Source organism: Bacillus sp. JJ864 (assembly GCF_036963045.1).
GTDB lineage: Bacteria > Bacillota > Bacilli > Bacillales > Bacillaceae_G > Bacillus_A > Bacillus_A pseudomycoides_C.
Window position 1 is genome coordinate 1 of record NZ_JBALLY010000133.1, and the last position, 25,574, is coordinate 25,574.

29 protein-coding genes and 1 pseudogene are annotated in these 25,574 nt (G+C 34.2%); 4 read left to right on the forward strand and 26 right to left on the reverse strand.

The window, feature by feature from the left end:
• Window positions 1–118 precede the first annotated feature (118 nt).
• The 12 genes from V7024_RS18800 to sleB all read right to left on the reverse strand — a co-directional run bounded on the left by V7024_RS18800 (window position 119) and on the right by sleB (window position 11,019).
• On the reverse strand, window positions 119–568 hold the full coding sequence (locus V7024_RS18800) for a DUF6376 family protein (protein ID WP_335522652.1): 450 nt from the start codon (window positions 566–568) through the stop codon (window positions 119–121).
• 319 nt (window positions 569–887) lie between these two features.
• Window positions 888–1,241, reverse strand: coding sequence for a hypothetical protein (locus V7024_RS18805; RefSeq protein WP_335522654.1), 354 nt, complete (start codon window positions 1,239–1,241; stop codon window positions 888–890).
• A gap of 16 nt (window positions 1,242–1,257) precedes the next feature.
• Window positions 1,258–2,058: a DUF817 domain-containing protein gene (locus tag V7024_RS18810; RefSeq protein WP_335522656.1), complete on the reverse strand. Its 801-nt coding sequence runs from the start codon at window positions 2,056–2,058 to the stop codon at window positions 1,258–1,260.
• Between the two features lie 218 nt (window positions 2,059–2,276).
• Window positions 2,277–3,308 (reverse strand): DUF1835 domain-containing protein, encoded by a 1,032-nt coding sequence (locus V7024_RS18815; RefSeq protein WP_335522658.1) that lies wholly within the window; start codon window positions 3,306–3,308, stop codon window positions 2,277–2,279.
• A gap of 253 nt (window positions 3,309–3,561) precedes the next feature.
• The gene (locus V7024_RS18820; RefSeq protein ID WP_335522660.1) at window positions 3,562–4,110 is read right to left on the reverse strand and encodes a DUF6155 family protein; all 549 of its coding nucleotides are present in this window, start codon (window positions 4,108–4,110) and stop codon (window positions 3,562–3,564) included.
• Between the two features lie 187 nt (window positions 4,111–4,297).
• Window positions 4,298–5,413, reverse strand: a complete 1,116-nt coding sequence (locus V7024_RS18825; RefSeq protein WP_335522662.1) for a hypothetical protein — start codon at window positions 5,411–5,413, stop codon at window positions 4,298–4,300.
• A gap of 208 nt (window positions 5,414–5,621) precedes the next feature.
• Window positions 5,622–6,380 (reverse strand): DUF3959 family protein, encoded by a 759-nt coding sequence (locus V7024_RS18830; RefSeq protein ID WP_335522663.1) that lies wholly within the window; start codon window positions 6,378–6,380, stop codon window positions 5,622–5,624.
• A gap of 232 nt (window positions 6,381–6,612) precedes the next feature.
• The gene (locus V7024_RS18835; RefSeq protein WP_335522665.1) at window positions 6,613–7,635 is read right to left on the reverse strand and encodes a homoserine dehydrogenase; all 1,023 of its coding nucleotides are present in this window, start codon (window positions 7,633–7,635) and stop codon (window positions 6,613–6,615) included.
• Window positions 7,636–7,661: 26 nt separating this feature from the next.
• Window positions 7,662–8,153, reverse strand: coding sequence for a GNAT family N-acetyltransferase (locus V7024_RS18840; RefSeq protein WP_438824484.1), 492 nt, complete (start codon window positions 8,151–8,153; stop codon window positions 7,662–7,664).
• Between the two features lie 133 nt (window positions 8,154–8,286).
• The gene (locus V7024_RS18845) at window positions 8,287–8,892 is read right to left on the reverse strand and encodes a YhcN/YlaJ family sporulation lipoprotein (RefSeq protein WP_335522667.1); all 606 of its coding nucleotides are present in this window, start codon (window positions 8,890–8,892) and stop codon (window positions 8,287–8,289) included.
• Window positions 8,893–8,910: 18 nt separating this feature from the next.
• Window positions 8,911–10,251 carry a germination protein YpeB gene (gene ypeB, locus V7024_RS18850; protein WP_335522669.1) on the reverse strand — a complete coding sequence of 447 codons (1,341 nt, stop codon included), beginning with the start codon at window positions 10,249–10,251 and terminating at the stop codon, window positions 8,911–8,913.
• A gap of 18 nt (window positions 10,252–10,269) precedes the next feature.
• On the reverse strand, window positions 10,270–11,019 hold the full coding sequence (sleB, locus tag V7024_RS18855; RefSeq protein ID WP_098917751.1) for a spore cortex-lytic enzyme: 750 nt from the start codon (window positions 11,017–11,019) through the stop codon (window positions 10,270–10,272).
• A 278-nt stretch (window positions 11,020–11,297) separates the two neighbouring features.
• Here sleB and V7024_RS18860 point away from each other — a divergent pair, with 278 nt between their 5' ends.
• A complete protein-coding gene (locus tag V7024_RS18860) occupies window positions 11,298–11,633 on the forward strand; it encodes a YqzG/YhdC family protein (protein WP_335522673.1) in 336 nt (111 codons plus the stop codon).
• A 150-nt stretch (window positions 11,634–11,783) separates the two neighbouring features.
• Here the strand turns inward: V7024_RS18860 and V7024_RS18865 are convergent, their stop codons facing one another.
• The 8 genes from V7024_RS18865 to kynU form a co-directional block, all read right to left on the reverse strand.
• A complete protein-coding gene (locus tag V7024_RS18865) occupies window positions 11,784–12,707 on the reverse strand; it encodes a serine hydrolase domain-containing protein (protein ID WP_438824485.1) in 924 nt (307 codons plus the stop codon).
• A gap of 393 nt (window positions 12,708–13,100) precedes the next feature.
• Window positions 13,101–13,229, reverse strand: a complete 129-nt coding sequence (locus V7024_RS18870; RefSeq protein WP_335522678.1) for a Phr family secreted Rap phosphatase inhibitor — start codon at window positions 13,227–13,229, stop codon at window positions 13,101–13,103.
• Complete coding sequence (locus V7024_RS18875; protein WP_335522680.1) at window positions 13,229–14,323, reverse strand: hypothetical protein; 1,095 nt, start codon at window positions 14,321–14,323, stop codon at window positions 13,229–13,231. Before V7024_RS18875 ends, V7024_RS18870 begins: the two co-directional genes overlap by 1 nt.
• Window positions 14,324–14,699: 376 nt before the next feature.
• Window positions 14,700–15,281 (reverse strand): NPP1 family protein, encoded by a 582-nt coding sequence (locus V7024_RS18880; RefSeq protein WP_335522708.1) that lies wholly within the window; start codon window positions 15,279–15,281, stop codon window positions 14,700–14,702.
• On the reverse strand, window positions 15,266–15,523 hold the full coding sequence (locus V7024_RS18885; RefSeq protein WP_335522682.1) for a hypothetical protein: 258 nt from the start codon (window positions 15,521–15,523) through the stop codon (window positions 15,266–15,268). The genes V7024_RS18880 and V7024_RS18885 overlap by 16 nt, the downstream gene beginning before the upstream one ends.
• A gap of 81 nt (window positions 15,524–15,604) precedes the next feature.
• The gene (gene kynA, locus V7024_RS18890; protein ID WP_335522684.1) at window positions 15,605–16,444 is read right to left on the reverse strand and encodes a tryptophan 2,3-dioxygenase; all 840 of its coding nucleotides are present in this window, start codon (window positions 16,442–16,444) and stop codon (window positions 15,605–15,607) included.
• A 36-nt stretch (window positions 16,445–16,480) separates the two neighbouring features.
• Entirely contained in the window at window positions 16,481–17,110 is a 630-nt protein-coding gene (gene kynB / locus V7024_RS18895; protein WP_335522686.1) for an arylformamidase, read from the reverse strand.
• A gap of 2 nt (window positions 17,111–17,112) precedes the next feature.
• Window positions 17,113–18,399: a kynureninase gene (gene kynU / locus V7024_RS18900; RefSeq protein ID WP_335522688.1), complete on the reverse strand. Its 1,287-nt coding sequence runs from the start codon at window positions 18,397–18,399 to the stop codon at window positions 17,113–17,115.
• A 161-nt stretch (window positions 18,400–18,560) separates the two neighbouring features.
• Between kynU and V7024_RS18905 the strand changes: the two genes are divergently transcribed.
• Window positions 18,561–19,172, forward strand: coding sequence for a TetR/AcrR family transcriptional regulator (locus V7024_RS18905; RefSeq protein ID WP_335522690.1), 612 nt, complete (start codon window positions 18,561–18,563; stop codon window positions 19,170–19,172).
• A gap of 222 nt (window positions 19,173–19,394) precedes the next feature.
• Window positions 19,395–20,231, forward strand: a complete 837-nt coding sequence (locus V7024_RS18910) for an oxidoreductase (protein ID WP_335522692.1) — start codon at window positions 19,395–19,397, stop codon at window positions 20,229–20,231.
• Window positions 20,232–20,396: 165 nt separating this feature from the next.
• On the opposite strand, the gene V7024_RS18915 is transcribed toward V7024_RS18910, so the two are convergent.
• Window positions 20,397–20,990: an HD domain-containing protein gene (locus V7024_RS18915; protein WP_335522694.1), complete on the reverse strand. Its 594-nt coding sequence runs from the start codon at window positions 20,988–20,990 to the stop codon at window positions 20,397–20,399.
• Window positions 20,991–21,020: 30 nt separating this feature from the next.
• Window positions 21,021–21,827, reverse strand: a complete 807-nt coding sequence (locus V7024_RS18920) for an HAD family hydrolase (RefSeq protein ID WP_335522696.1) — start codon at window positions 21,825–21,827, stop codon at window positions 21,021–21,023.
• A 221-nt stretch (window positions 21,828–22,048) separates the two neighbouring features.
• On the opposite strand from V7024_RS18920, the gene V7024_RS18925 reads away from it, so the two are divergent.
• Entirely contained in the window at window positions 22,049–22,774 is a 726-nt protein-coding gene (locus tag V7024_RS18925; RefSeq protein ID WP_335522698.1) for an MBL fold metallo-hydrolase, read from the forward strand.
• A 160-nt stretch (window positions 22,775–22,934) separates the two neighbouring features.
• Here V7024_RS18925 and V7024_RS18930 read toward each other — a convergent pair whose 3' ends face one another.
• From V7024_RS18930 to V7024_RS18945, 4 genes and pseudogenes are all read right to left on the reverse strand, one after another.
• On the reverse strand, window positions 22,935–23,567 hold the full coding sequence (locus tag V7024_RS18930; protein ID WP_335522700.1) for a LysE family translocator: 633 nt from the start codon (window positions 23,565–23,567) through the stop codon (window positions 22,935–22,937).
• Between the two features lie 111 nt (window positions 23,568–23,678).
• A pseudogene (locus tag V7024_RS18935) lies at window positions 23,679–23,798 on the reverse strand (DinB family protein); the annotation flags it as partial.
• 95 nt (window positions 23,799–23,893) lie between these two features.
• Window positions 23,894–24,301, reverse strand: a complete 408-nt coding sequence (locus V7024_RS18940) for a CBO0543 family protein (protein ID WP_335522702.1) — start codon at window positions 24,299–24,301, stop codon at window positions 23,894–23,896.
• Window positions 24,267–25,457: a DUF2515 domain-containing protein gene (locus V7024_RS18945; RefSeq protein WP_335522704.1), complete on the reverse strand. Its 1,191-nt coding sequence runs from the start codon at window positions 25,455–25,457 to the stop codon at window positions 24,267–24,269. Before V7024_RS18945 ends, V7024_RS18940 begins: the two co-directional genes overlap by 35 nt.
• Between the last annotated feature and the right edge of the window lie 117 nt (window positions 25,458–25,574).

Consider the following 25,574-nt stretch of genomic DNA (forward strand, 5'->3'; position numbering starts at 1 on the left):
ATGATCATTATAACGTATTGAATTTTATAAAAATTGAGAAAATTATAACTAAACCTCTTCTTTTATATTGAAATAAAAAAAGTCCGTTATACATAACGGACTTTTTTTCAGGCTATATTTACTTACCTAAATTTTGAATCTTATTTTTTAAATCTTGAATTTGTTGAACTGTCTGCATAAGCTCCGAGTTCTTGAATTGTTCTACATCCATTTTCCCTTCTTCTACCTTCTTCATAGTTGTATCAATTAATCCATTTAACTTTTCATTATATCCAACAAGTTGCTGATGAATATCCTTTGCTACATCAGGAGGTGTCAAATCATTAAAAGCTGAAATATCCTTTTGGATTTCTCTGAGTCTAGTTTCTAATTCTTTGCGGGCAGCACTATCGTTGATTGCTTTTTCTACTAATCCCGGCGCTTCATTTGCAAACGCACTCACTTCATTAACATAGTCTATTGCCTTTTGAGCATAGTCAATTGAATTCTTACCTTCTTCAATCATAGAGCATCCTGTTAAACCAATTACCATCATAAACAAGAATAACAAAGTTTTTTTTATCGTCATTTATTTATCTCCCCTAAATTCGTATAAATCCACCTATTTCTATTTATTATTAACTTTTAGAAAATAAACGTCAAGTAACTCCTAAATATACAATAAAGGTTGATTTTAAAGTTACTTTTTGTTTGCTTCACTTTTTTTCGGTACTTTGCAACTAGATGGTAAATCCATTGACCACGTATACTTCGCATAGAAGCGGTCAGGGCCTTTTCCTACCTCATGCAATGTTTAAAACAAAATGAGAAAGTAAGTGCAAATCATGTAGTATTCTACATAGCAGAGACTTATATGTAGAGAAATTAAAATGCATATATATGACTTACTACTCTAACTTTATTATGTTAGGCACATCTTCTCTTTCAAATGTTTTTGTGTATGTGTTTCCATCGGGAGTAACAAATAGTAAAGTAATCTTACCGCAAACACTGGAGTAAAATTGAAATTCCCCTTGTGAATTTGTGACAGCACGTTCTTTATTAGAGATTGAACCTTCATACACTTGTACATCAAATAACGGCTGTCCCTTATGATCTACCAAAACAGCTTTGATTTGAACGGCACTTGCTCTACAATCTAAATTATTTTCATGACTTATTTTATTATATGCTGCAATTCCGATTCCAAAAGTAACTATTACAAAACATGTAATAAAGACTACTATTCTTCTACTTTTCAAGACGAATCACCCTCTTTTATTTAGGATGAAGAGAATTATTTTGAGAGAAATCTTTGCTTTTTTTAATTTTAAGTTGTTTTAATTGTGCCACAATCATAATGCTAATGACAACGAGTAAAAACCATGAACTAATTTTTCCAATGTGAACGAGTTTCCACGTTCCATGTTGATTTGGATATTGCCACGCTCCAAAGAAAGTTGCGATATTTTCTGCAATCCAAATAAAAAAACCAATCAAAAAAAACGAAAGAACAAGCGGCATTTTATATGTGACCTCTTGCAAAGAGAAATGTACAAAAGTACGAAAAAACACTACAAATAATAAAGCCGTTAGAACCCAGCGGAAATCATACATAAAGTGATGTGTGAAAAAATTAAAATAAATCATCGCTCCTAGCGGAATTGTCCATATCGCATTTGGCCATCCTTCTACTTGCAAATGAAACCTGCGCCATGCCTGACATATATAACTCGCAACACTTGCATACATGAAACCACTATAAAGCGGTACGCCCATTACTTTTGTCCACGCCTCTTCCGGATAAGACCAAGAACCTTGATGTACTTTGTATATTTCTAATGCCAATCCAATAAGGTGGAAAACAGTAATCACTTTAAGCTCGTCTTTTGTTTCAAGCCCGCTTTTATACATGCCGTATTGAATGAGAAGGCAGACGAGTAAGATGAAATCATAACGGTATAGACCCGGAATATGGATTACCTTCGAAAGAGCAAGTGTCAAAAAGATTAGTACAGGAAAAATGCAGGAAAGAGCTTGTTGATAGCCAAAATAAACTAATTGTCGTAAATAAATCATTGTTACTCTCCTCAAAGTGTGTATCTATTGTTTAATTACCATTCATTTTTTGAAGATTTTTCTACAATCTTTAGATTCAGAAAAATTTGGTAATCGTAGCGTTTAATTATTATAACGCATTTATTTTTATAAAAGTTTAGAAAGTTGGAATTATATATTACTTTTTATATGAAAATGAAAAAGGAGATGTTCACATAGACGCCTCCTTTCATTCGCTATCATTTTTCTGGCTGTGCTAATCGTACGCTATAAAACCTCATGGCATGGAAAGAACCTTTCATAAGAAAAATACCTTGTTTAATTAATGTTTTTAAACGATATTCAATGAAATCATCTCCTACACATTGTTCAAAATGTCCTAAAACTTCCCCGACTAATCGAGCAGATTTATAAAATTGATTTGTAAATCCATCAGTTTCTAAACTTCTAGCACATTGTACGATGAAATCATCGATATAATCTTCCGGAACAGAAACAACACAATTATTCTCCCAAATACGTAAAACGGTGTGCTCTTCACGTAATGTTACCCATTCATTTTCAAGTGTTTGTCGCTCTTCTTTTGCTAGAGGAGATGCCCCTTTGTAGCTTTCGTGTATTGCGATTAACTTTTCAGGAACAATTTCTCCAGTATGGCGGACAGTGTAATCTAAGTTTGGTTTATGGAACAACTTATTGAAACCATCAGCTGTATTTATGACATATATATCATTAGTAGCAGCTCTCAATAAAAATAAAACAAAAGTAAGCCCGACATGTTCACAGGCATTATTTCCTGTCCAAATTGTAATCGGAACATGAGATGGGATTGTATGTAATTTCCCCATAGCTTCTTTCATTTCTGGCAAATATTCCTCATAACCGTAATCTTCTAATGGTATTTTCTCCTGTAGCCATTGCTGCCGTGCAACTCGCCCTTCTTCTTCATCTAAATGAAAAAGAGGTCCAACAGAAAAAGCATCGGAAAACAATAGAACATGTTCATCGTGAATATTGGCTGTTTTTAAAGCATATTTTAAAGATCCTGCTGCGGAATGGCCAAAAACGATATGAACATGTTTACTTTTTGTGATATCAGTTTTATGTATGTACTGTTCGATCAGTTCTTTCGGTGTATTTGTAAGTGCATTTAATGTTTCTTTATTAAAATGAGTTTCTAGTGAATGAAGTTGTGTAAGTGTCTTGAAGAGTAGCTCTCTTGCTTCTCCTTCAGTTAAATGATTGATTGCTTTTTGTAGGTGATTTAGCATTGTTTCTCCTCTATCAATGTATTTTTATTAAGCAGTAATCGGTATATAAATCCATTTTAATTTTTTTACATATAAGTCGTGGCTATGCAGAATACAACATGACCTGCACTCGCTTGCTCCTTTTGTTTTAAACCTGGCATGTGGCAGGAAAAGGCCCTAACCGCTTCTATGCATGGCCAGATGCTCTAGTCCTTCCCTAAAAAGAAAGAGGTTTTTATGTCGTTTTTTTACTTGGATATATAGAAGGCTTACGTTATTCCTCTTCCTCTTCTAACCAAGGGATACAATAGTATAACTCACTTAATTCTTCAGGAAATCCCCAAGCGATTTCCATGCTATTACTTAAAAGGTTAGATAACCTCTCAGCATAAGGTGTATAGTAAGATTCATCTTCTTCACATAAATCAACTAATTTTGCAAACATGAATGAAATTTTATTATAAAATTTTCCACCTATATCTCCATACGATCTTGTAAAATCTACACCCATTTCTACATAATACAGCATTAAATCGATTGTTCTAATAGGATCTTCTGTTGTTTTTTGAAAGCTGAGAATTATTTTTTCTAAATCAGCAAGCCTTAATTTTGGTAAACTGCGCTCTGGAAAAAATTCATTTTCAATTTTCTTTCGTAATTGTTTATGTAACTCTTCGTTCACTTCATCACCTAAAAATCTGCTGGATATATATTGTTGCACTTCTTTATTCATCTTAAATAAATCAACAATTAACGTAATTAATTCTGTCTGGTTATATTCTTTTAATTCTTTTTTTAAAGTAGGGATTTTTATTTTTTGCAAAAGTGAACACTCCTCTGTTTATATTGTAGTTTATATTATCTAGTAAGCAAAAAAACTATTTGTAATCAATGAAATTAAAGATCTAATTAAATAGAATTTATTACTGCTTAATAATAAACAAAATAGGTATACTATCGTTTACTTAATAAAACGTACATCTAATGGTAAAGAAGTACGCTCTTTTACATTATTTCCCCATCAAAAACCAAGCTGGTTTATTTTTTGTCGCCCGATTTCCTTTCGCCATATAACGGAAATAAATGCTATGTTCTTTTAGTGGGAATAAAATTTTGTTAAGCTTCCAACCGCCGATGATCCATAATGCTCCACCGTGATGGCGTTTATCTATCATTTCAACATTGTATTTTTTTAAATATGCCATAAGATCAAACTTCGTTGTTTCAGTCTGTTCTTGCTTTACATCTTGTTTTGTTGTTATTTTTGATTTTCTATTTGTAATGTATGAACCAAATAAAAACCAAGCTGGTTTTCCTTTTGTTATCCGGTTTCCTTTTGCCTTATAGCGGAAGAATATTTTCTTTTCTTTTAATGGAAATAAAATTTCATTTAACTCCCAACCGCCAAGAACCCACAATGTACCTCCAATTTCACGTTTGTCAATTACATTTACATTGTGTTTTTGAAGGTATGCAATTAAATCAAAAGTTGTATTAAGTACTTGTTCTGTTTTCTCTTTATTTGAAGTAACTACCTTTGTTTCTTCTTGCTTTTTGAGATCGACATTAAACATCGCTTGTTGCATCATCATATGTGCGAATACTTCTTGTATCGTTGTTTGAATGGATTTTTCAATCGCTACTTCTACTGTTTTACTTAATAGTTCTGTTAATTCATCGTTATGATTATCCGCTGTCTGTTGCGGGACCTCTGGAGCTCGATAGCCCGGAGCTTGAAATCCTTCATCGCCATATGACTCCATAAACCAAACAGCAACTTTAAAAACAATACGATAGATTTGCATAGAATCCACCATACTGCCGTAATGGACATCATGATCAGCCTTATTGCCTATGGAACGGATTAAATCAAAATAACCACGGAGTGTTTCATCGATAATTCCTTCACGAAATAATTTTTGTATACGCTGAACGTACTTTATCTCATATACGCTTTGTAATTTTTCTTGATCCCAAATTTCATTTACTACAGCTTCAAGAAATAGGCAAGCTTTCACAATTGCTTCATGTGGATCTTCGTAGATGTTCTTTTCTATGCTATATGCAATCTCGGCTAAATTTGGATATTGCGGTTGCAAAAAGGAGAGTACATAATTATCTTTCATGACTCCCTCCCATTGTTAATTTTTTCTATATATTTAACTATAAAATATTCCCTTTGATTGAACAATGGATATTTTTAAACAAAAAAAGCTCACTTTTTCTTGTTCGGATTTTTAAAGATTTAATATGTAATTACAAATAGAAAAACCCGCAATACCCTAAGATTGTATGCAAGGTATTACGGGTTTTTCTATTTGTGCAATAATTTTTTTATGCATTATAACGATTTCTTCTTCGTTCCATTCTCGTCTGTCCTTGAACTGTTCCAGTATCGTTATGTTGCTCAGTTGACGTTGTATGGTAAGTCGGTACTTTTTCTTCATAATTTCGTTCATACGTGCGAGTGTCTCTCTGTTTAGAAGATTTTTTACCGAACTTTAGCATTTTAAATTTTAATCTCGGTAAACTCGGAATGCGAATTTTAAATGTAGGTCTCATTCGCTTCTTTTTTTGTTGAAATGCGCTTGTTTTTTCTTGCTTTCCATTATCACGGTGCAGCGCGTTTGCAAGCAAACCGCCAAGTAAGAAGCCTGCCACTAAAATGACTAAATACAATCGTTCTGTTGTAAGTAGGTTCATCATTCGCTGAAGAACTGCTAGTGATTGAATTTGCTTTACATCCCAAAGCATTACGCCCCATAATGCAAGAAGTCCTAGTGTAATGGCATATGTACGGAATCGGAATAAAAACGGGATGACAGCAATACATGCAGCAATTTTTGCGTTTGCTATTAAAGAATCAACTGTTATGTATTGATTCCAAATTGACATTAAGAGTGTGATAAATGCTGCGTATGCTACCCAACTAAATATTCGTGAATGCATTCGTTTTGCATGATAGCTCCCAAAACTAGTTAAAAACAATAAACCACCTATATATAATGATAATTGTAGCGGCACTTGTTTCATTAAACCTGTAACTGGGAACAGGACGCTGAGCACCATTAACAGTACATCAAGTTTTTTCACAGTTCTCAAACCCTTTCATCTTTCTAACTTCTATAGCATAATGGTATTTTTCTTGTTTGTATATGTACACGTCAATAAGCATATGCACACAAAACATCTTACTCCTATTCATACTAAAAAGTAAATAAAAAACATAATGATAATTGACAATAGATTATTACATTTATACTAGGAAATGAAAAATCCCGTTCCTTTTCAATAAGCGGGATTTTTTACATAGTCATATGTAAGGCTATATCATATCTTTTCGGTACAAATTGATTACATCTTTTAAAGCTGCGGCTGCCGCTCCTCTTGGATTGGAAGCTCCGCCAATAGAAGAAACTGCTCCCATTGTGTCAGTGTAAAAGGTAATTCCTTTTTCTGTTCCTGTAATACTTGCTAGAGAGTGGTTCTGATCTACTGCATAAGGTTGTACTTCAAGCCGCACTTTACCGTTATCGTCTGTATATGTTCTTGCTAGTAGTTTGATTTGTTTTCTTTCTGCCTTTACTTTCTGTATATCTTGTTTTGATACGTTTTCTATTCCTTTCATACTCACATCTGCAAGTGTATATTCTGTGTGGAGTAAACTGTTTGATAGCAACAATAATTTACAAGCACTATCCATTCCACTCACATCTAATAAAGAATTCGTTTCAGCGATTCCTTTTTGCTGGGCATGCTGTAATGCTTCTTCAAACGTTGTATTATCCTCATGCATTTTCGTTAATATATAATTTGTTGTCCCGTTTAAAACGCCTTCAATGCGCTCAATTTTGCATCCCGCTAGGCTAAATTGACCAATATCTAGTGTAGGAAGCGCTGCAGCTGTTGCACCGCTATAGCGAATGCGTACATTTGCGAATTTTGCAGCCTCGTTTATCTCTTCCCATGATGTCACAAGTGCCCCTTTCGAAATAGCGACAATATCCATTCCTTTTTTTATAGCTTCTAAAATATATTCCTTTCCAGGCTCTCCATTTTGAAGATTAGTTGGAGTAGACTCGATAAAAACATGCCCCTGCATGTTTTCGTAATGAACTGGATGTAGTTCCATGTATCGATGTAAAGCTACTGATCCATCACCTAGTGTTAGTAAAGTATCAGCGCAAAGCCCCTCTGAATGATATAACTTTACATCACGTCCAATAATCCCAACAAGAAGTAATTCTATACCGAACTCTTTATAAATAAATGTTGCTTTTTCATGAATGAGTTTTACAAATTCTTTTCCAACGGTGCCATATCCAGCAAGTATTAATTTGATTCGCATATTTTCCTCCGCTAACTTATTAATGTTTATTTTTTTAAAGGCAAATATAAAACAAGTTGCGGTCCAATCGGTCCTATTCTACGATGTCCTCGATCTTCAAATCCAACTGTTAAATATAATTTTTGCGCAGGAATATTTCTTTCATTGACCTCCAATACAATTTCTTCTATATTTAGAAAATGTAAACCTACATAATTTGGTAGCAGTTGCAATGCTCGTTTTGCATATCCGTTTCCTTGTTCAGTGTAATTGATTGAAAATGAAGTGAGTAACAAAGAGTTTTCTTTGTTTGTATATTCTTGTACGCGACTTCCTGATTGCAATGAAAAAATACCTACTGGCTTGTCCTCCGCTAAAATAACAATAGGATTTCGGGTTGAATCCTGCTTTACTTTGTCTAAAAGTTCCATTGGATGAGCAGTAAATTGCACTTGTTCTTCTGGTAATGTATAAGTTTGTAAAGCTTCTTTATATTCCTCTGTATATGGAACAAGTTGAATAGATTGATTCATTTTCATTACATATATCCCCCAGTTCTAAAAACGTATGTTTCTTTCCATACAAAATCATACAATATTTTTGAGAATAAATGAAATTTTCAGTCTCAATAACGATAAAATACTCCCCGTGTAATGTAACACGGGGAGTATTTTATCGTTTTAACTGTTGATTAGATTGGTCAACTTGTTCTTGTTTTAATTCATTTTGTTCGTCTTTTGGTAATTGTTGATCATTTTCTTTAACTGGATTTGTCTTTTTGTTTTCTAATAAATCATTAGGCACCTGTGGCATCGCACGTCCTACGATTGCCGCAAGTTCATCAAGAATTCCTTCACCAGCTTTTCCTTCTTTAATACGTTTTCCAATTTGTTTTAAACGCTCGTACGTATCTAAATCGGCCACTACAACTGCGTTAGAACCTTGTGGATCATGTTTTAAGCTCTCTGCAACGGAGTATTTAATTGTTTCTACTCTTGTACGATCTAACTTAGCACCGACATCGATACCAACAATGGAATACTTACCAAGAACAACAGCCGTTGCATCTCTTACACCTGGTATATTTGAAGCAATGCTTGCAAGATGATCAGCTTTTGTTTCTTTTGATTTACTTGTATTTTCTTTATACGTTACGTTTTTTGATGTATATTCTTTTGTATTTGAAGTTGGTTTTGGATTCGCTGCGTTATCATTCTTTTTTGTACTGCAACTTGCTAATAGAAGCAAACAGATACAAAAGTAAAAGGTTTTCCTCAAAGGTGTCACTCCTATTCGTTAATCAAAAATTTGTTCTACACTTTGTAGTTTTTTCACTTTTTCTTCGGTACCACTATTGGCATTAATAAAGATTTGATAGGTGTCTTTCCCAAGTGTTCCTAAAAATTCATAACATAGTACCTCTTTATGCAAGTCATTTACAACGATTGCTTCACGCTCTTCCATAACTTTTAAATTAGGATTGATTTTCTTTCGTGCATCCGAAACCGATAATGTTGGTTTTGGGATTTTTATATCTTTACGAGAAGCTAAATAGTCTCTGGCAGAGAAGCCAACAATCGAGCCGTCATCAAGCGCAATTTTCATTTGAATGGATTCTGGATATATACGTACGTTGTCTCGATTCGTTACGAATGTATAAACACCGATAGAGTCGTATTGTGAACTTTCATATAACTCCATATTTTTGAATTTATTTTGTTTTAAAAAGGAAAGTCCCTTTTCTCCTGCTTCATTTAAACTCATCTTTTGTTCTTTTACTTCACGGTTGTTCATGACCCAAATTGGATAGCCGCCTTGTTCCGTAATGTCCATATTCGTTTCACTATTTGTCTTAGGATCTTTTACTGTAATGCTATAAAATTTTTCTTTTGCTCCTTTGCCGCTATTTTCAGCAGAAATCGTTTCAGATCCCTTTAAGCTAAGGAAAGATTTCGCGATATTTATTGCTTGTTCTTTTGAAATTTTTGGACCAGATATGTGCGTTTCACCCTTTTTTTCTGTTTGCAAACTTGTAAACGTTGGTCCAAACGGGCTTTGTGAATAAGAGTTACTGTTTTTTTCTACTGTTTTAAATCCGTCTATAATCGTGTTATCGGCTGGATTTTTATTAGAAGCAAGCGCTAGTTCAACATCCATCCAACGTAAATTGTTTTTTAGGGCAAGATGCTGTACTTTACGCAGCTCATCTTGAATATTTGCAGCATTATTATATAGTTGCTGGAGTGTATTATATTCTTGGTCATTCAATGGTTCTTTATCTAAATCACGTATAGCTGTACGGTAACTAAATTCTCCGATATTTGATAGAAATTCTTCTGTTTTATTAAACGGGAGTAACGTAAGTGGTAATTGGCCAATATCAGAATGGGCTTGAGATGTGATGCGCCACACATCGGCTAATGCAGGTGATAATGATGTGCGTGAATTCATTGCTAATGTTGTTCCGATTTTGTCATGTAATAAATCGACTTGATAGGCTAAATCATGGAAAGCTCGCTGGTAGCTATTTTCAGCGTGTATTAATACCGCATTTTTTTCTTGGTGCTCTTTATAGCCCCAATATCCTGTTCCTACAACTCCGATTGTTAATAAAACAATAAGCAAACCTCTAAACATATCTCATCCACCTCCTAACTAGTGACAAAAAATGTGTCTTCCAATTTTCTTAATTTGCTGGCGACTCCAAATCCATTTACTTGTTGCTGTATCCGGATTAAAGTAATAAAGTGCTCCTCCAGATGGATCCCATCCGTTAATTGCATCAAGTACGGCTTTTTTTGCAGTTTCATTTGGTGTTAAATTGATCTGGCCGTCTGCAACAGCAGTAAAGGCGCGCGGCTCATAAATAACGCCTGCGACTGTGTTTGGAAAAGATGAACTGCTAACACGATTTAAAATAACAGCTGCAACGGCAACTTGTCCGATATAAGGTTCACCGCGCGATTCTCCGTATACAGCGTTTGCTAAGATTTTAATGTCATTTTGCGAATATCCATTCGGAACATTGGTGCCCTTATTTTGTGCCGGTTTATTATTTTGGTTGTTCGCTGTGTTACTTGGTTGTTTTTCATATTTTGTAGCTTTAACGAGTTTTTGTTTTGTCGTTGCACCAGCAAGTCCGTCAACCTTTAACCCGAATTTTTGCTGGAAATTTCGAAGTGCCCAATATGTACCCCACCCAAAGACACCATCTACTTTGCCAGTGTAAAATCCAATGTATTTCAGTCTTGATTGTAGCTCGATTACATCTTCCCCAGAAGCTCCTTTTTGGATAATTTGATTTGAAAAAGCTCCTACCTCCTTCTCATGAACACTACTTACCAACAAAGTAATCGCCGCTGTAATGAGCAGAAGCGGCACTTTGAAGAAAGCTTTACGCTGCATAGTTCAACCTCCTTGGATATGACGATGATTTCAAGGTTATTTTTTGTAAATAATGCGGTTTTATGTAATGAAGACAAAAAAAGGCACATTCATATGAATATGCCTAAATGTAAACACTATAAAGTGAAACTTTAATCAGTGGGTTTTTTTCATCCCGCACTGATTATTAGTTGAACCAATCGGGCTTTTNNCTAACTTCTTTGCTTTTGCTGAATTTTGAGATGGGAGTATTACTGCACGTTAATGCGGGATAAAAAATGCTATAAAGGAGCTTTAATATGATACGGTTATATACTCGTTTAATTATATGTATCGGCCTTGCCGCAATTATATTATTTATTTATAAACCTTTCTCCGCTGTCCATGCACAGCCTCCATATGCGAAATGGGGAAAGATCGCGGTGCAAATGACAAAAGAAAAATACCCGCAAGCTGATATTATCGATTACCTTCATATTGGAAGAAGACCGAAAACAGGAAATGTATCAGTTGAAAAATTTAAGTTATGGTTGCGTGACAAGAGCGGAAAAGAATTTGGAGTATTTGTTGATGTAGAGTTTGAAACAAAAACGGAAAAATTTATCAACATTTCTTTCAAAGAAACTCCAAGATAAAAACAACACGCAGTGCCAAAAGAAGAAGCTTTTTTCAAGACGAAGCAACTCAAGTCCATTGCGGAAGTTTGTAAATCATGGCTTTAAAATCGTATGTAGTACAAATTTAGTGAGAGGTTTGGTGAATTTACGAAACAAAACCTCTCTTTTTTAGTACACTTCTTGTAAATATTTCACGAACAGTTTGAGCGGTACTAAACCTCGTTTAGGCATTTGACTTGTAATAACTGCGGTGAGTTCTAATTGAGGTACAATTAAAATATATTGCCCGCCGTATCCCATCGCAAAATATGTATGGTATGGTACGTTGCATGTGTCTCTATCTAGGACCCACCAATGATATCCGTATGCCCCAATATGTTCATACGTCGTGAATCGTTTTTGATGCGATTGTTCGATCCAGTTCGAAGACACGAGTTGCTTTCCATTCCAATAGCCGTTTTGCAGACAGAATTGACCGATTTTCAGCATATCTTTGGGTCTCATTTTCATACCAAATCCGCCAACAAAAATGCCCTGTGGATCTTGTTGCCACTCATAGTTCGTAATATGTAACGGTTCAAATAAATATTTCTCAGCAAACGTCGCAGTTGACATCCCTGTCGCCAATTGCAAAATATAACTTAATACATGTGAAGAACCAGAATTATAATTCATTTTTGTCCCTGGCTGTTCAATGATTGGTTTATTAAGAATATAGTCAATCCAGTTTTTTGATTCTACAAAATCATTTGGGAAAATAACACCGTCACCAAACTCTTTCCAGTCTTCTCCCGTTGTCATCGTTAATAAATGATACATTGTTAATAGCTGTTTTTCTTTTGGTATATTAGGAATCCACTCTACAATAGGTGTATGAATACTATGGATATACCCTTTTTCAAGTGCAATACCAATTAGAATAGAGATAATACTTTTCGTTATCGAATTAATTTTATAAACATTTTGTGCATAATTCTCTGTTTTATAATATTCAATAACGATTTCTCCTTTTTGATATACGAGAAAAGCATTTACTTTCTTCTTTTTCAATGTATGTTCTAATTCTGGTAAGTTCAATTTAAACTCCTCCATGATTACTTAGCACTAATTTGACTTATTATAACGAAATTTATAATGAGAAACAAAAAAGAGTAGATTTTTTCTAGGCTACCGCCACATGCCCAGCAACTTAAGAATTAAAACAAACGAAGCTGGGATACGTTTGAAAATAGGATATCTTATAATACTGTCATGGTTATTAGAAAGTTTAATTTCGTTGGTTGTACCCTGAATAAAACTGTATTTTGTATATAGATTCAAAAAACACGATACCCTTAGGTGCATTTTAAGGCATTTAATTTTACAAGGATCTTTGAAAATCACAAATTCAGCTCAAAAAAACTGCACTCCCAATTGTTATACTGTGTCTAACAATTGGAGGTGCAGTTCAATCATTGATATTGCTGTTTTTTGTGGATTTAGATTTTACCAAGTATCAGCGTGACTGTATTGAACAATTTGAGTTGCTTGTTCTGATTGTGAAGGAAGTGTTAATCCAAGAGACAAAATTGCTGAAAGAGATAGCCCCATTATAATTCCTGTAAGTCTTTTCATTATTTTAACGCTCCTTTTTCAAAAGTTTTTTCTTTAGCTTGATGACTAAGATAAAAATATTCACTTGCCTTAAAATGATTATCTTCATCATAAAACTTAATTGCTAATTTTTCAGTATATTCTTGAGTGTAGTTGAATAACTTTTCTTTATCAAAATACGGAATCGCTTTAAGAATGGTTTCCTCAAGAATTTCAGCCGTTACACCTTTATTCATTCGTTCTAAAATTGAAAAATGATATTGATACTCTTCATTTTCTATTTGTCTACAAATAATTAATCCTCTTTCAATTAATTCTTCAGCAATGTTTAATTCTCCTAGCTTAAAGTGTTCTCTTGCTTCGAGAAAAATAGCTTTAAAATGATTAGGAATCTTATGAGTAACTTCGGATAAATGACGGATAGCCAATGTAGATAAATTTTGACTGGCATATAAAAATCCTAAATTACTACGTACTCTTAAAACCAATGTATCTTCATTTTGTTTGCGTAAAATATTTATTGCTGAATTAAAACTTTCTTCTGCTTGTGAGAACTGTTTTATATCAACGCACGCTGCACCAAAAATATTATCACAAGCTGCCGTATTATTTTCATAACCAACATGTTTAGAAAAGATTTCTCTAGCTTTCATTACATGTTTAATTGCTTCTAATGGTTGATAAGTATGAAGATAAAAATTAGCGATGCGATAATTAAATTCAGCCTTCTCAAGTTCATCTAGTACATGTTTTAGTAAAGCTTCAGCTTTTTCATAATGATCTCTAGCTTCATTATTATTTGTTAGAATTGTTGCGTGAATAGCTTTAAAGAAATGATAATAATAAGATAGGAAGTTATCTGTTTGGTTATATAATGAGTCAACTTGATCAAAGCTTGTTGGAGTAATACTCATACTATCAACTAATACTTTGAAGCGAAAATCGAGAAGGGAGTAATAAAATAATAAATTTGTATCTTCTTTAAGATTCCTTATCATTTCGTCGATTTCTAGTTTTAATTGTTGTGCTTTCTGGCTACGTTGAGCACGAATTTCTTGATACCAGGTATTTAATAAATTTGTAAGCTTCTCGTTTCCTATAAGCTTGATATTCATAATATCCCCCACTTCTTCTTTTTTATATTAATATTATCAGAAAAACAATGTAATAAGATGGTAATCTAATTTGATAAAAAATTTTCTGAATAATAAGTTTTTTGTAACTATATTAGGGGTACAGACCGCAAATAGAAAAAAATACGCTAAGCAAATTTCGACCTGAAAATAAGTAATCTTAACAAAGATAAGAGTATTTCAATAAATCCCAACATCATTTGTGTTGCATTACAACAAGAAGAAACTATTAAAATCGGTTGCTTTTGCAACACAATGAAAACATGGCGAAATTAACTAAAAAACTCTTAACGTGGTTTCTTTCCAAAATGCAGACGATACCCCCTCTACTCTTACTGTATTCATATGGGCAGTATGTTTAAGGAAGCGGCGGATTATCCCATTCTTCACGTTTCCAAGGTGCTTGCCGAGGATCGCTATTTTCGTCTGAATTTATAAGATAAGCTGGATCACCATAATAAAATGTATCGGGCGCAGCTAAATATTTTGTCACACCATCAATTGGATCATTGCTATAGAGAGTCCATGGTTGATTTGTTTGATCCCCTTCATCAAGACGCCCATTATTTTTTGTGATATCTCCATTATAACGAATTTGCACGCCATCTTCTTTATCCCATTTCATCGCATGAGCTCCTCCGTCAACACCAATTAAGGGATGCCCATCATCTTTTGGAACTTCTGAACATGGCTTTATTTTATAACCATTGTGACTTGATATAAGCAGATGTGTTGGAACACCATTTTTTAAGTAAACAAAATACTTTTCCCAATCGTGTTCATGGTTGTTAATCCAATCATTATCAGCATAATAAAGCCAATATTCATATATTTCACATTCTCCTTTTTTCGCAATATGAAAATAGACAGCTGGTTGTTGCTGATTGGGACCACGATTTGTTAACCTTGTTGATCCAATTCCTGTTACAGCATTTCCAATTTGAAACGAATTTCATTTTCTTTATTATGTTCAATATCGTTATCATAAGACTGGAAACGGAATGCGTGAGGGAAATTTTTTTCCCCTGTATCCATCCAATCCGTTCCATCAAACTGAAGCGTTGCTAAATAAGCAGCCGGATTGGGAGCCGCTTCAACATTTGATGAAAGAATTCCAAAAGATACCCCTATTGCAGAAAATGTTATGAGTGCTTTTTTAAAGACATTTTGTTTATTACACATAATTTTTTCACCTACTTTATTTCGTATAACAATAATATAATGCATAATTTCAATTTTAAAATATGCTTATTGTTTAATCGTTTATAATTTTGTCCGAATAGTCCAAAGCTCTGGGAAAAACGATTGATCAAGCACACGTTTTAAATACGAAACGCCCGAAGAACCGCCAGTGCCCATTTTATGACCAATAATACGTTCTACTGTTTTCATATGACGGAAGCGCCACTGCTGCAGCCAATCTTCAATATCGATTAGCTTCTCAGCTAATTGATATAAATCCCAGTATTTCTGCACATTTGAGTACACTTCTAACCAAGCTGCTTCTACTGTCGCATCCGCCTCATACGGTTGAGTAATATCTCTTTGAAGAATGCTTTTGTTAATTGGAAAGCCCTCTTTTGCTAGTGTTTGAATTGCAACGTCATATAAACTCGGTGTGTGAAGCGCCTTATGTAGACGAGTATATAATTCTTCATCCTTTTCATAGATCTTAAGAATATGTGGTGTTTTATAACCAAGCGCAAATTCAATCATCCGATATTGGTATGATTGAAATCCAGATGATTGACCGAGTGAATCGCGGAATTCAATATATTCTGCAGGTGTAAGCGTCGCCAGAATATCCCACGACTGAATAATTTGCGATTGAATTTTTGAAACGCGCGCAAGCATCTTAAAAGCAGGTGCAAGATCTCCATTTTGAATGGACTCAATAGCTGCTTCTAACTCATGCAAAATTAATTTCATCCAAAGTTCACTTGCTTGATGAATTACAATGAACAACATTTCATCGTGATGATTAGACAGTCGCTTTTGACTCGAAAGTAAACTGTCTAGTTGTAAGTATTCTCCGTATGTCATGTTGTTACGAAAATCTGTATGAATTCCTTTTTCCATAATCACTTTTTCATTCTCAGTCATATGTGTACATCCTCTCTATGCAGTATATATTTATTTTTATAATGGTTTTAATACAGCACGCACTGGACTACCGTCTGCATCTGTTAACGAAAGCGGCAGGGCAATCAGTTCGTAGTCTCCGTCTTGTACACTTTCTAAAACAACATTTTCTAAAATATGAATACCGTATTTAAATAACTCATGATGTGCTGCTAGCTCTTTATCATCAAGTGGGTCCACAGACGGAACATCAACACCAATTAAACGTACTCCCTTTTCATGAAGGTAAGGTGCAAAATCTGTACGTAAATACGGAATCGTTTCAGGAAATATATGCGGATTTGTTTTTGATGAGGTACGTAATAATAATCTACTTACCCCTTCTAAATCATAATTTTCAAGTTCTTTTGCACCAATGCTTTCGTGACCTGTTACATCTATAATTCGAGCAGGACCGATGTAGATGTTAATATCAAGATCACTTACTTTTTTACCATCATTATCGAAGTGAAACGGAGCATCAATATGTGTGCCGGTGTGAATACTCATCGAAATTTTACCAACATTAACCGATCCGCTTTGCTCTTTTGTCCATGAAACTTCATAAGAAAAAGGTGTATCACCAGGCCAAGTGGCAATATCATTGTTTAGAGGTTGAGAAATATCAATCCACTTGTTTTCTTTCATCTTTATGCCACAACCTCTCGTCTATTTTCAAATTGTTTATACTCCTCTTCTACCATAATCTTTTTCAAAATTTGGACAGCGTTCCATACTTCTTCATACGTGTTGTATAAAGCGACAGGAGCTAAACGAATGCCATTTGGAGCGCGAAAATCAGGAACAATTCCATTTGCCTTTAATGCCCTGCAAATCCGCGCCGCTTCTTTATGTTCTAAATAAATATGTCCGCCTCGTATTTCATCCTCTAACGGATTACCAAGTGTAAAGCCCATATCTGCTAATTCATGTTGTATAAGGTTTATCATATAACGTGTAATATGCAAGGATTTTTGCCGTAAGCGCTCTATACCGGCTTCTTTAAAAATTTCTAATGAACCGATAAGCGGTGCAACACTTAATACGTGCGGTGTTCCAATTTGATAGGCACCGGCATGCTCAGCTGGTGTAAGTTCGTGCTCCATATCAAACTGTTTATCCTTTCGAGAGCCAAACCAACCCGCTAATCCTGGTAGACGATTGAAATGTTTTTTATTTACATACAAGCCGCCAACACCGCCTGGCCCGGCATTTAAATATTTATAATTACACCAAACTGCAAAATCGACGTCCCATTCTTGAAAATGATGCGGAATAGAACCGATTGAATGGCAAAGATCGAAGCCGATATGAATCCCTCGTTTATGTGCTTCTTCTGTAAGAAGTTTCATATTTAAAATTTGTCCGCTCCGATATAACACAGCTGGAAGTACAATGAGTGCAATATCTTCTGTCATTGCGGCAATAATGTCCTCTTCATTTAACGTTCTTCCATCCCTGCTTTTCACTTGAACGAGATGCTCAGCAGGATCCAATCCTTTTAAACGAATTTGGCTTTGCAAAGCATAAATATCAGATGGAAATGTTAACTCATCGGCAAGGATTTTTGTTTTTCCTTCTTTTGGTTCGTAAAACGTAGCAACAACTTGATGTAAATTCGTTGTCGTGGAACCGGTTACAATTACTTCTTCTGGCGTGGCGCCAATCAGAGGAGCACTTAATTCTCCTAATTGCTCAGATAAAAAATACCAAGGATGCTGTCCTTCTGTCCAGCCATCAATACCGAATTGTTTCCATGAATCTAGTAATGTTAATAAAGACTTCTCAGCTCGTTTTGATAAAAGCCCAAGTGAATTTCCATCTAAATAAATGGTTCCTTCTTTTTTATAAAATTCATGTTGAAACGATGCAAGCTCATCATTACGATCACATTGACGTGCATACTCATTAGATGGCTCAAATGGTTTTGTGTACATTCTATCACCTTCTCTTGAATTTTCTTTTAATTCTAATTAATAAAAATATACCATCAAAACTGACATAGCGTCAATGACATAACGCCAGTTGACAGTGTACTGCCGTTTCCTCTACAATGAAGTTAATTTTTCTGATATTTCAGTATAAAGGTGTGGTACATATGGCTCAAAATGCTTTTTCGGCAAGACAACGCCGTTCGCTAGAAACAAAAAAGAAATTATTATTGGCTGGGCGTGAAGTGTTTATAGAACAAGGCTTTCAAAAAACAACAATTTCCCAAATTATAAAAAAAGCAGAAACAGGATATGGAACAGCTTACGTATACTTTAAAAATAAAGATGATTTACTTATTGTCTTAATGGACGATGTGATGAACCAATTTTATACAATTGCAGAACGTGTTTTTCAACCCGTAACAAGGCATGAAGCCCATAGTATGATTCAAAAACAAGTTCATGCATTTTTACAAATGGCAGAAATAGAAAGACAACTACTACAAGTTGTTGAAGAAGCAATCGGTACTTCTAAAGAAGTGCGGAACAGATGGGATGCTATTCGAGAACGATTTATTGAAAGAATTGTTCAAGACATTACATATTCACAAAACAGCGGTTTAGCACGAAAAGATTTGAATTGTTTTTTAGTAGCAAGAAGTTGGTTCTTTGCAAATGAAATGTTTTTATGGGAAATTGTACGAAATGAACGAGAATTTTCTCTCGAAGACATTGTACATACATTAACGGAAATGTATATGGGCGGGTTGTATTCATGATATATAGTTTATCTTTATTCTTTAGAGTATTTTAGGTAATAAAACATATTAGTATTATTTCCCTGGTAAGCGCATATTCTGACATATAAAAAGAAAATCCCCTAAAAATCTACTTTTTTATGTGGGAATATAAATATGTCTATGTAAATAATCTATTGAATTCCCCTTCTCCCTTTCGATATGATGATATCAAACTGAATTTCAATAGAAAGTGAGAAACAAATGACAGAAAAAATCGCGATTATTACAGGTTCATCAAGCGGATTTGGGCTTCTTACATCATTAGAGTTTGCGAAAAAGGGATATCTTGTCATCGCTACGATGCGAAATGTTGAAAAACGAACAAAATTACTTGAAGAGGCAGCGTTGTTACATATAGAGCGTAATATAAAAGTCCATCAGCTTGATGTAACTTCCCAAAAATCTATTGAGAATTTTATATCTTTTATCAACAATCTTGGACGGGTAGATATTCTTATTAACAATGCAGGCTATGCAAGTGGTGGTTTTGTAGAGGAAATTCCACTTGAAGGATATCGTAACCAATTTGAGACAAACGTATTTGGAGCCATCGCAGTAACGCAAGCGGTTCTTCCGGTGATGAGGAAACAAAAACACGGAAAAATCATTAATGTTAGTAGTATCAGTGGAAAAATGGGGTTCCCCGGCCTCTCTCCTTACGTTGCATCTAAATATGCCCTTGAAGGCTGGAGTGAATCTCTTCGTCTAGAAGTAAAACCATTTGGAATCGATATTTCATTAATTGAACCAGGATCATATAACACAAATATTTGGGAAATTGGACAAAAACTTGCGGAATCTACCTCTGAATCTGAGTCCCCTTACAAGGAATACATGAAGAAAATTGAACAACATATTCATAACGGGAGTGAGAGTTTTGGAGATCCGCAAGATGTTGCCGAGAAAATAGTAAGTATTGCACAATCGCAACATCCAACTTTACGTTATCCAATTGGAAAAGGGGTAAAGTTAATGATTCTATTAAAGAATGTACTGCCGTGGAAATGGTGGGAGTTTCTTGTTTTAAAGCGTTTTTAATAGCGTCAAAATACGACGTAATCTCATCAAGACTAAATTAAAGGGTGATACATATTAGTTATGTATCACCCTTTTAACACTTGTTGTACATAGAATCAGATGCTTAAAAATGCCCTAAGATTTAAAATACGTATTTCCCAAATAGTTTTATTTTGGAGGCTCAATCTATTTTTTTGTAAAAAATATTTTTTTATTTTCAGCATCTTCCCAAAGATAATGAAATATATCTTCAAATGTTTTATTTTGTTTTGTCCAATTCTCATTGTACTTAATGATTTTTTCAGGTGGTATCTGATTCTCCTGCCATACCTCACCATTTGTATGTACATTTTGTGTAAATGCCTGCATTTTATCTATCGCCTGAACAAAACGCGCTTCCTTCGTTTCATTTGCTTCATATTCATTCCAAAGTTCGTGGAATTCAAGTTCTAAATCATTTGGCAACTCATTTAACAACTTTTGGATTGCTTCCTCTTCTCGTTGTTTCTTATTTATTCTAGCAGAAGAATCATGTGCATATGTATCACCGGCATATATTTCACCAAGATCGTGTACTAATATTAGTTTTAAAACTCGTTCTAAATTAAGCTCCTCTTCTATTTCTTTATGTAATAAGAGAGCAAACATACACATATGCCATGTATGTTCTGCATCATTTTCATGACGATTATTTTTAGAAACTTTTGTTTTTCTTTCAATCGTTTTGAACTTATCTATTATCCGTAAAAACTCTATTATTTGTTCAATTCTCTTTTCCACATTTGCTAATTCCCTTCTTCAACTACATTTTTAACCAATACTAACCATACGAATTAGCTTCTCTAACACTTCCGCGACACCATCTTCATCATTAGATTTTGTAACGAAATACGCAATTTCTTTTAATTCACTGATTGCATTTTCCATAGCAACCGGAAAACCACATGCTTGAAAGAGATCTAAATCGTTCCAATCATCACCAAATGCCATTATACTGCTCATAGGTATTTGGCTTTCAACGCAAAGGTCCATTATTGCTAATTTTTTAGAAACACCTTTAGCCATAATTTGAATTAAAGTTCCTGAATCGGTGCATACAGTGTTTACTTTATGTTCAAATTGCATTTGTAATTTCTCGTAATACGGATATTGTGTGATTAATAATTTTGAAGCCTTAATTTCTTTCAGATCATCTAACGAAACGACAATTGGATTTACAGTTGCATTCATAGCTTTACTATAATCTAACGTCTTGTTGCTATACCATATATCTTCAGATTCGATAGAAAGACAAGCATCTGAATGATGGGCAATTACATATTCAATAATTTCATTTGTGATAGCTGATTCAATTGGATAATGTTGTCTGTACTCTGATGTATGATCGATGATTAAAGCGCCGTTGTAATATACAATCGTTCCCATTTCTTGAAGTTCTTGAGGAAGAAAGTCTTTTACTGAACGCGGGGGTCTTGCAGTCGCGAAAATAACATTTATTCCTTGTCTATAACATTCGAGGGTAGCTTGTATGTTTCTATTAGATATTTCTTTTTGTGAATTTAGTAGCGTACCATCTAAGTCTAAAACAATCCCTTTTACATTTGATATAAGCTCCATGTGAACATCTCCTTGTGCGAAAATATCTTTTTCATATTCTACATATAGTTTTGAAATCCTCTTTGTTTAAACTTAATAATAAAAACAAACAAAAACTTGACAAAAATTTTTATTTGTGTTATAATTATTATTTTATTCATTGATAAAAGTCGTAAGGCGTGATAAATTAACCTATATAGTAGTTAACTACTATAAACATATTTATTAGGGAGGCTTAATCAATGAAGATTTCAAATGGAGTTGCCACACTTGCATTAAAAATACAAGGTTTCATCTTACATCCTACCCTTATCTGGGATGATGAAGAGGCTGTTTTAATTGATACCGGTATGCCCGGTCAGTTGGAACAAATATGTACTGCGATGAATGATCTAGGAGTTCCTTTTGAAAGATTAAAAGCAGTCATTGTATCACATCAAGATATAGACCATATCGGAAGCCTTCCAGAAATAATACAAGCATCCGCTAATCAAATTGATGTGTATGCACACAAACTCGATAAACCATATATCGAGGGAATATTTCCCCTTATAAAAACAGACCCTGAACGCATGGATAAAGAAGCGTGGGCATCTCTACCTAAAGAAATGCAATTGTTGTATACGAACCCTCCTAAATGTAAAGTAAATCAAGTTTTAGAAGATGGACAAGAACTTCCGTATTGCGGAGGAATTCAAGTGATTCATACACCCGGACATACTCCGGGGCATGTTAGCCTTTATGTAAAGAAAAGCAAAACTCTTGTTGCTGGCGATGCTATGATATGTGTAGACGGTTCTTTACAAGGACCTGTTCAGCAAACAACGTTAGACATGAATGCAGCTCTGGGTTCTTTAGAGAAATATTTAAGTTTTGATATCAAATCAGTTATTTGTTATCACGGAGGCGTATGTATGAATGCTCCAAAAGAACAAATTCAAAATCTTGTAGAGCGAGTTGAGTTATAAAACCCGATGATTATGTATAAGATGTGTGACTTATTATACTTAAGAAAGAAGTAAAATAGATGTTTTAGATACAATATCTTCAAAAGAAAAGCCTCTTTAAGATTCAATTAAAGAGGCTTTTCCTGTCTCCTACAAGGGGGCATTTCTTTAAAATTCGGGCTTATTGAGGAGCTTTTGTTTGAAGCAGCTTCAATCCCATACCGATAAAAATCATCCCTGTTATTTTATTTAGCACCATTCCTACTTTTTCATTTCCTCTTAGTTTTTTTGTAACATAAGAAGAAAAATAAGCGATAAATAGACACCACGATAATCCAGTTATCGTAAACGTAAGTCCTAAAATAATAAACGATATAGGATTAGAAGCTTTTGGATCTATAAATTGCGGGAGAAATGCAATGAAAAATAAAGCAACTTTTGGATTTGTAATACTTGTCAACAGTCCTTGTACATATATTTTTCTAAGGTTCAGTTTGTTAGAAGCATTAGCTTGAAAATTTACATTCGTTTTATCAATCATCATTCTAATTCCTAAATAGACTAAATAGATCACACCTATAATTTTAATCGTATTAAATAGGATTATAGATTTTGTAAGTATGATCGATAAGCCGAAAGCAACTAATAATGTATGAACAAGAGAACCAGTAATAATACCAAAGACAGAATAAACACCAGCTTTTCTACCTTGTGAAATACTTCTTCCTACTATATACATTGTATCTGCACCCGGTATTAAGTTTAAAAGTATTCCCGTGACTAAAAATACCTCATAATTAATAATCCCCTGCATCTTGACACCCCTTTTTTATTTTCCGGCGCCCTTATTCATAATATAATGAATTGTATGAAAACAACAGGTTTTACATCATATCTTATTTCTTCCATAACGCTTCAAATTATCGTTAAACACACTTTTTATTTCTTCTTGATATTTCTCAGGATAAAGTGTTTTAAGATGATTAAAAACCTGTTGATTTGCCCATACATGATAGTTATATAGATTTCCTATATGATTAGCTATACAATCGCCTCCTTATCGTTCCTCCTTTTAATATTCCTTATCTAAATAAATTATTTCTATTCACCTTTTTCAAACAGACAATAGTCATACATATCTCATTGAAACCAACGATAAAACTTCCATATAAGGAAAAGGAAAATCATATATCCAAAAAAGGAATAAGAATGATGCCATGCTTCACTATGAACGAACCATCCTAGCTGTTCTGCAAATTGTTCGGAAATACCCATACAAAGTCCAATCAAAATGATAAATATGATTTTTGAATATGTAGGTAACATTTTCATCATCCACACAAAAAGAGCAGTGAAAGTAGGTAATATGAATAAGGTAAAGGCGATATTGATTGTAAATATATGCGGGAAGGGTCTCGCTGGAAAGGCATACATGTGTTTACTGACGAATAATAAGTCTAAATATGTTCCGATTAAACTAGAAAAAATGATCGTGGCTACAATAGCTTTATAGTCATTCCTCATCTGCTTCTTCTCGGAGCAAGACATTTTTTTTGACCAGAATGGCAAGTTCAATTTTTTCAAGCGTTTTGCAATATTCGTTATAAATCTTTCCATCTGTACTTTCTCCCTTATCAATTAAATAATCCATAATGCGCCAGTCTTCAAACCAGTCTTCACTTTCTGCTTCTTCATGATTAAGGTCTTTCCATGCGTATATGAATCGCGGGCTATATAAGCGATTCGCACCTTTTCTTAATTGACAGTTTTTTATTCGTCGCTCATAAAATGCACGGGAGAATGATTCGTTTACATCATAAAACAAATGCGGCCAGTAGTCTTTTCGCGAACCAGTATGTGGATGATCATGAGCCCAGTTTATTACTCTTTGTAAGATGTTTTCGCGGCGAAATAATAATGAGTATAATCGTTTCCCGAGTAGAATTCGTTCATGGAGGGAGATGAAATGTTTGATCGTATCACCGAATAGCAGTGTTTTTTGTTTAGTTTCATCTTTATAGAGTGGAAAAAGAATATGATTAAAGCGGAAAAAATCGTATAGTTTGAATGCAATACTATTCAATACCGTCTTTTTAAAATATTCATTTTGAATAACCCTTTTTTCTAAATAGCTTTGTTCATTAATAACGGTGGCAATGGCTAATGTATAGCAGTCACCTGTGCTCCAAAAATAGTTCCAGATCGTTTCCATAAATGTTGATACATGAAAAAAGGGTAAAAGATAGAATAAGTTTTTTTCTTTTTTTATACTTTGTTCGTACAGCAAAAACTGCGGAAATACATCCTGGAAGATTAACCAGTTACCTCGTTCTAAAAAAGAAAAGAAGGTGAGTTGATCTTTTTCTGACAATAGTCTTGTATATAACTCCCCTTTTAAATCGGTCATATTCCAACCACCATTACGCGATACCATATGTCCAAGCAATGCCCACTGTATTTCTGGGTATCGGAGGTAAAAACGATAATAAGCTTGCGTTCGCGTCACATTATTTTTGTTATGTTTCCTTGTTTGGTCATTGATTTGATGAATGAGCATCCTTTCTTCTTCTGTTAACTTCCGTGTTTTAACGGGAAGTTGTTTGTTTTCACATTTTTTCTTTAGTTCATTTTTTACATCTAAAAGAGAATGCGGCATTGTTTTGGAAAAGTCGTTCCATTTCTTTTCCCGATCGTTGTAGTGCATTCCTCTTCCTCCCGTTAACATGAATGTTCTTGTATCATTTTATTACGAACGCTTTGAATAAATGATGATTGTTTCTTATCGCCATGAAGGGGTCACATCACATCGCTATCAAGCTAA

Excerpts from the sequence above, each read along its gene's own strand:
- V7024_RS18885 (WP_335522682.1), bottom strand. The coding sequence starts at position 15,523 with ATGTGTAATAAACAAAATGTCTTTAAAAAAGCACTCATAACATTTTCT.
- kynA (WP_335522684.1), bottom strand. The coding sequence starts at position 16,444 with ATGACTGAGAATGAAAAAGTGATTATGGAAAAAGGAATTCATACAGAT.
- V7024_RS18865 (WP_438824485.1), bottom strand. The coding sequence starts at position 12,707 with ATGGAGGAGTTTAAATTGAACTTACCAGAATTAGAACATACATTGAAA.
- V7024_RS18905 (WP_335522690.1), top strand. The coding sequence starts at position 18,561 with ATGGCTCAAAATGCTTTTTCGGCAAGACAACGCCGTTCGCTAGAAACA.
- V7024_RS18930 (WP_335522700.1), bottom strand. The coding sequence starts at position 23,567 with ATGCAGGGGATTATTAATTATGAGGTATTTTTAGTCACGGGAATACTT.
- kynB (WP_335522686.1), bottom strand. The coding sequence starts at position 17,110 with ATGAAAGAAAACAAGTGGATTGATATTTCTCAACCTCTAAACAATGAT.
- V7024_RS18870 (WP_335522678.1), bottom strand. The coding sequence starts at position 13,229 with ATGAAAAGACTTACAGGAATTATAATGGGGCTATCTCTTTCAGCAATT.
- V7024_RS18800 (WP_335522652.1), bottom strand. The coding sequence starts at position 568 with ATGACGATAAAAAAAACTTTGTTATTCTTGTTTATGATGGTAATTGGT.
- V7024_RS18875 (WP_335522680.1), bottom strand. The coding sequence starts at position 14,323 with ATGAATATCAAGCTTATAGGAAACGAGAAGCTTACAAATTTATTAAAT.
- V7024_RS18910 (WP_335522692.1), top strand. The coding sequence starts at position 19,395 with ATGACAGAAAAAATCGCGATTATTACAGGTTCATCAAGCGGATTTGGG.
- V7024_RS18815 (WP_335522658.1), bottom strand. The coding sequence starts at position 3,308 with ATGCTAAATCACCTACAAAAAGCAATCAATCATTTAACTGAAGGAGAA.
- V7024_RS18810 (WP_335522656.1), bottom strand. The coding sequence starts at position 2,058 with ATGATTTATTTACGACAATTAGTTTATTTTGGCTATCAACAAGCTCTT.
- V7024_RS18825 (WP_335522662.1), bottom strand. The coding sequence starts at position 5,413 with ATGAAAGATAATTATGTACTCTCCTTTTTGCAACCGCAATATCCAAAT.
- V7024_RS18940 (WP_335522702.1), bottom strand. The coding sequence starts at position 24,301 with ATGTCTTGCTCCGAGAAGAAGCAGATGAGGAATGACTATAAAGCTATT.
- V7024_RS18925 (WP_335522698.1), top strand. The coding sequence starts at position 22,049 with ATGAAGATTTCAAATGGAGTTGCCACACTTGCATTAAAAATACAAGGT.
- V7024_RS18920 (WP_335522696.1), bottom strand. The coding sequence starts at position 21,827 with ATGGAGCTTATATCAAATGTAAAAGGGATTGTTTTAGACTTAGATGGT.
- kynU (WP_335522688.1), bottom strand. The coding sequence starts at position 18,399 with ATGTACACAAAACCATTTGAGCCATCTAATGAGTATGCACGTCAATGT.
- ypeB (WP_335522669.1), bottom strand. The coding sequence starts at position 10,251 with ATGTTTAGAGGTTTGCTTATTGTTTTATTAACAATCGGAGTTGTAGGA.
- V7024_RS18945 (WP_335522704.1), bottom strand. The coding sequence starts at position 25,457 with ATGCACTACAACGATCGGGAAAAGAAATGGAACGACTTTTCCAAAACA.
- sleB (WP_098917751.1), bottom strand. The coding sequence starts at position 11,019 with ATGCAGCGTAAAGCTTTCTTCAAAGTGCCGCTTCTGCTCATTACAGCG.
- V7024_RS18860 (WP_335522673.1), top strand. The coding sequence starts at position 11,298 with ATGATACGGTTATATACTCGTTTAATTATATGTATCGGCCTTGCCGCA.
- V7024_RS18835 (WP_335522665.1), bottom strand. The coding sequence starts at position 7,635 with ATGCGAATCAAATTAATACTTGCTGGATATGGCACCGTTGGAAAAGAA.
- V7024_RS18840 (WP_438824484.1), bottom strand. The coding sequence starts at position 8,153 with ATGAAAATGAATCAATCTATTCAACTTGTTCCATATACAGAGGAATAT.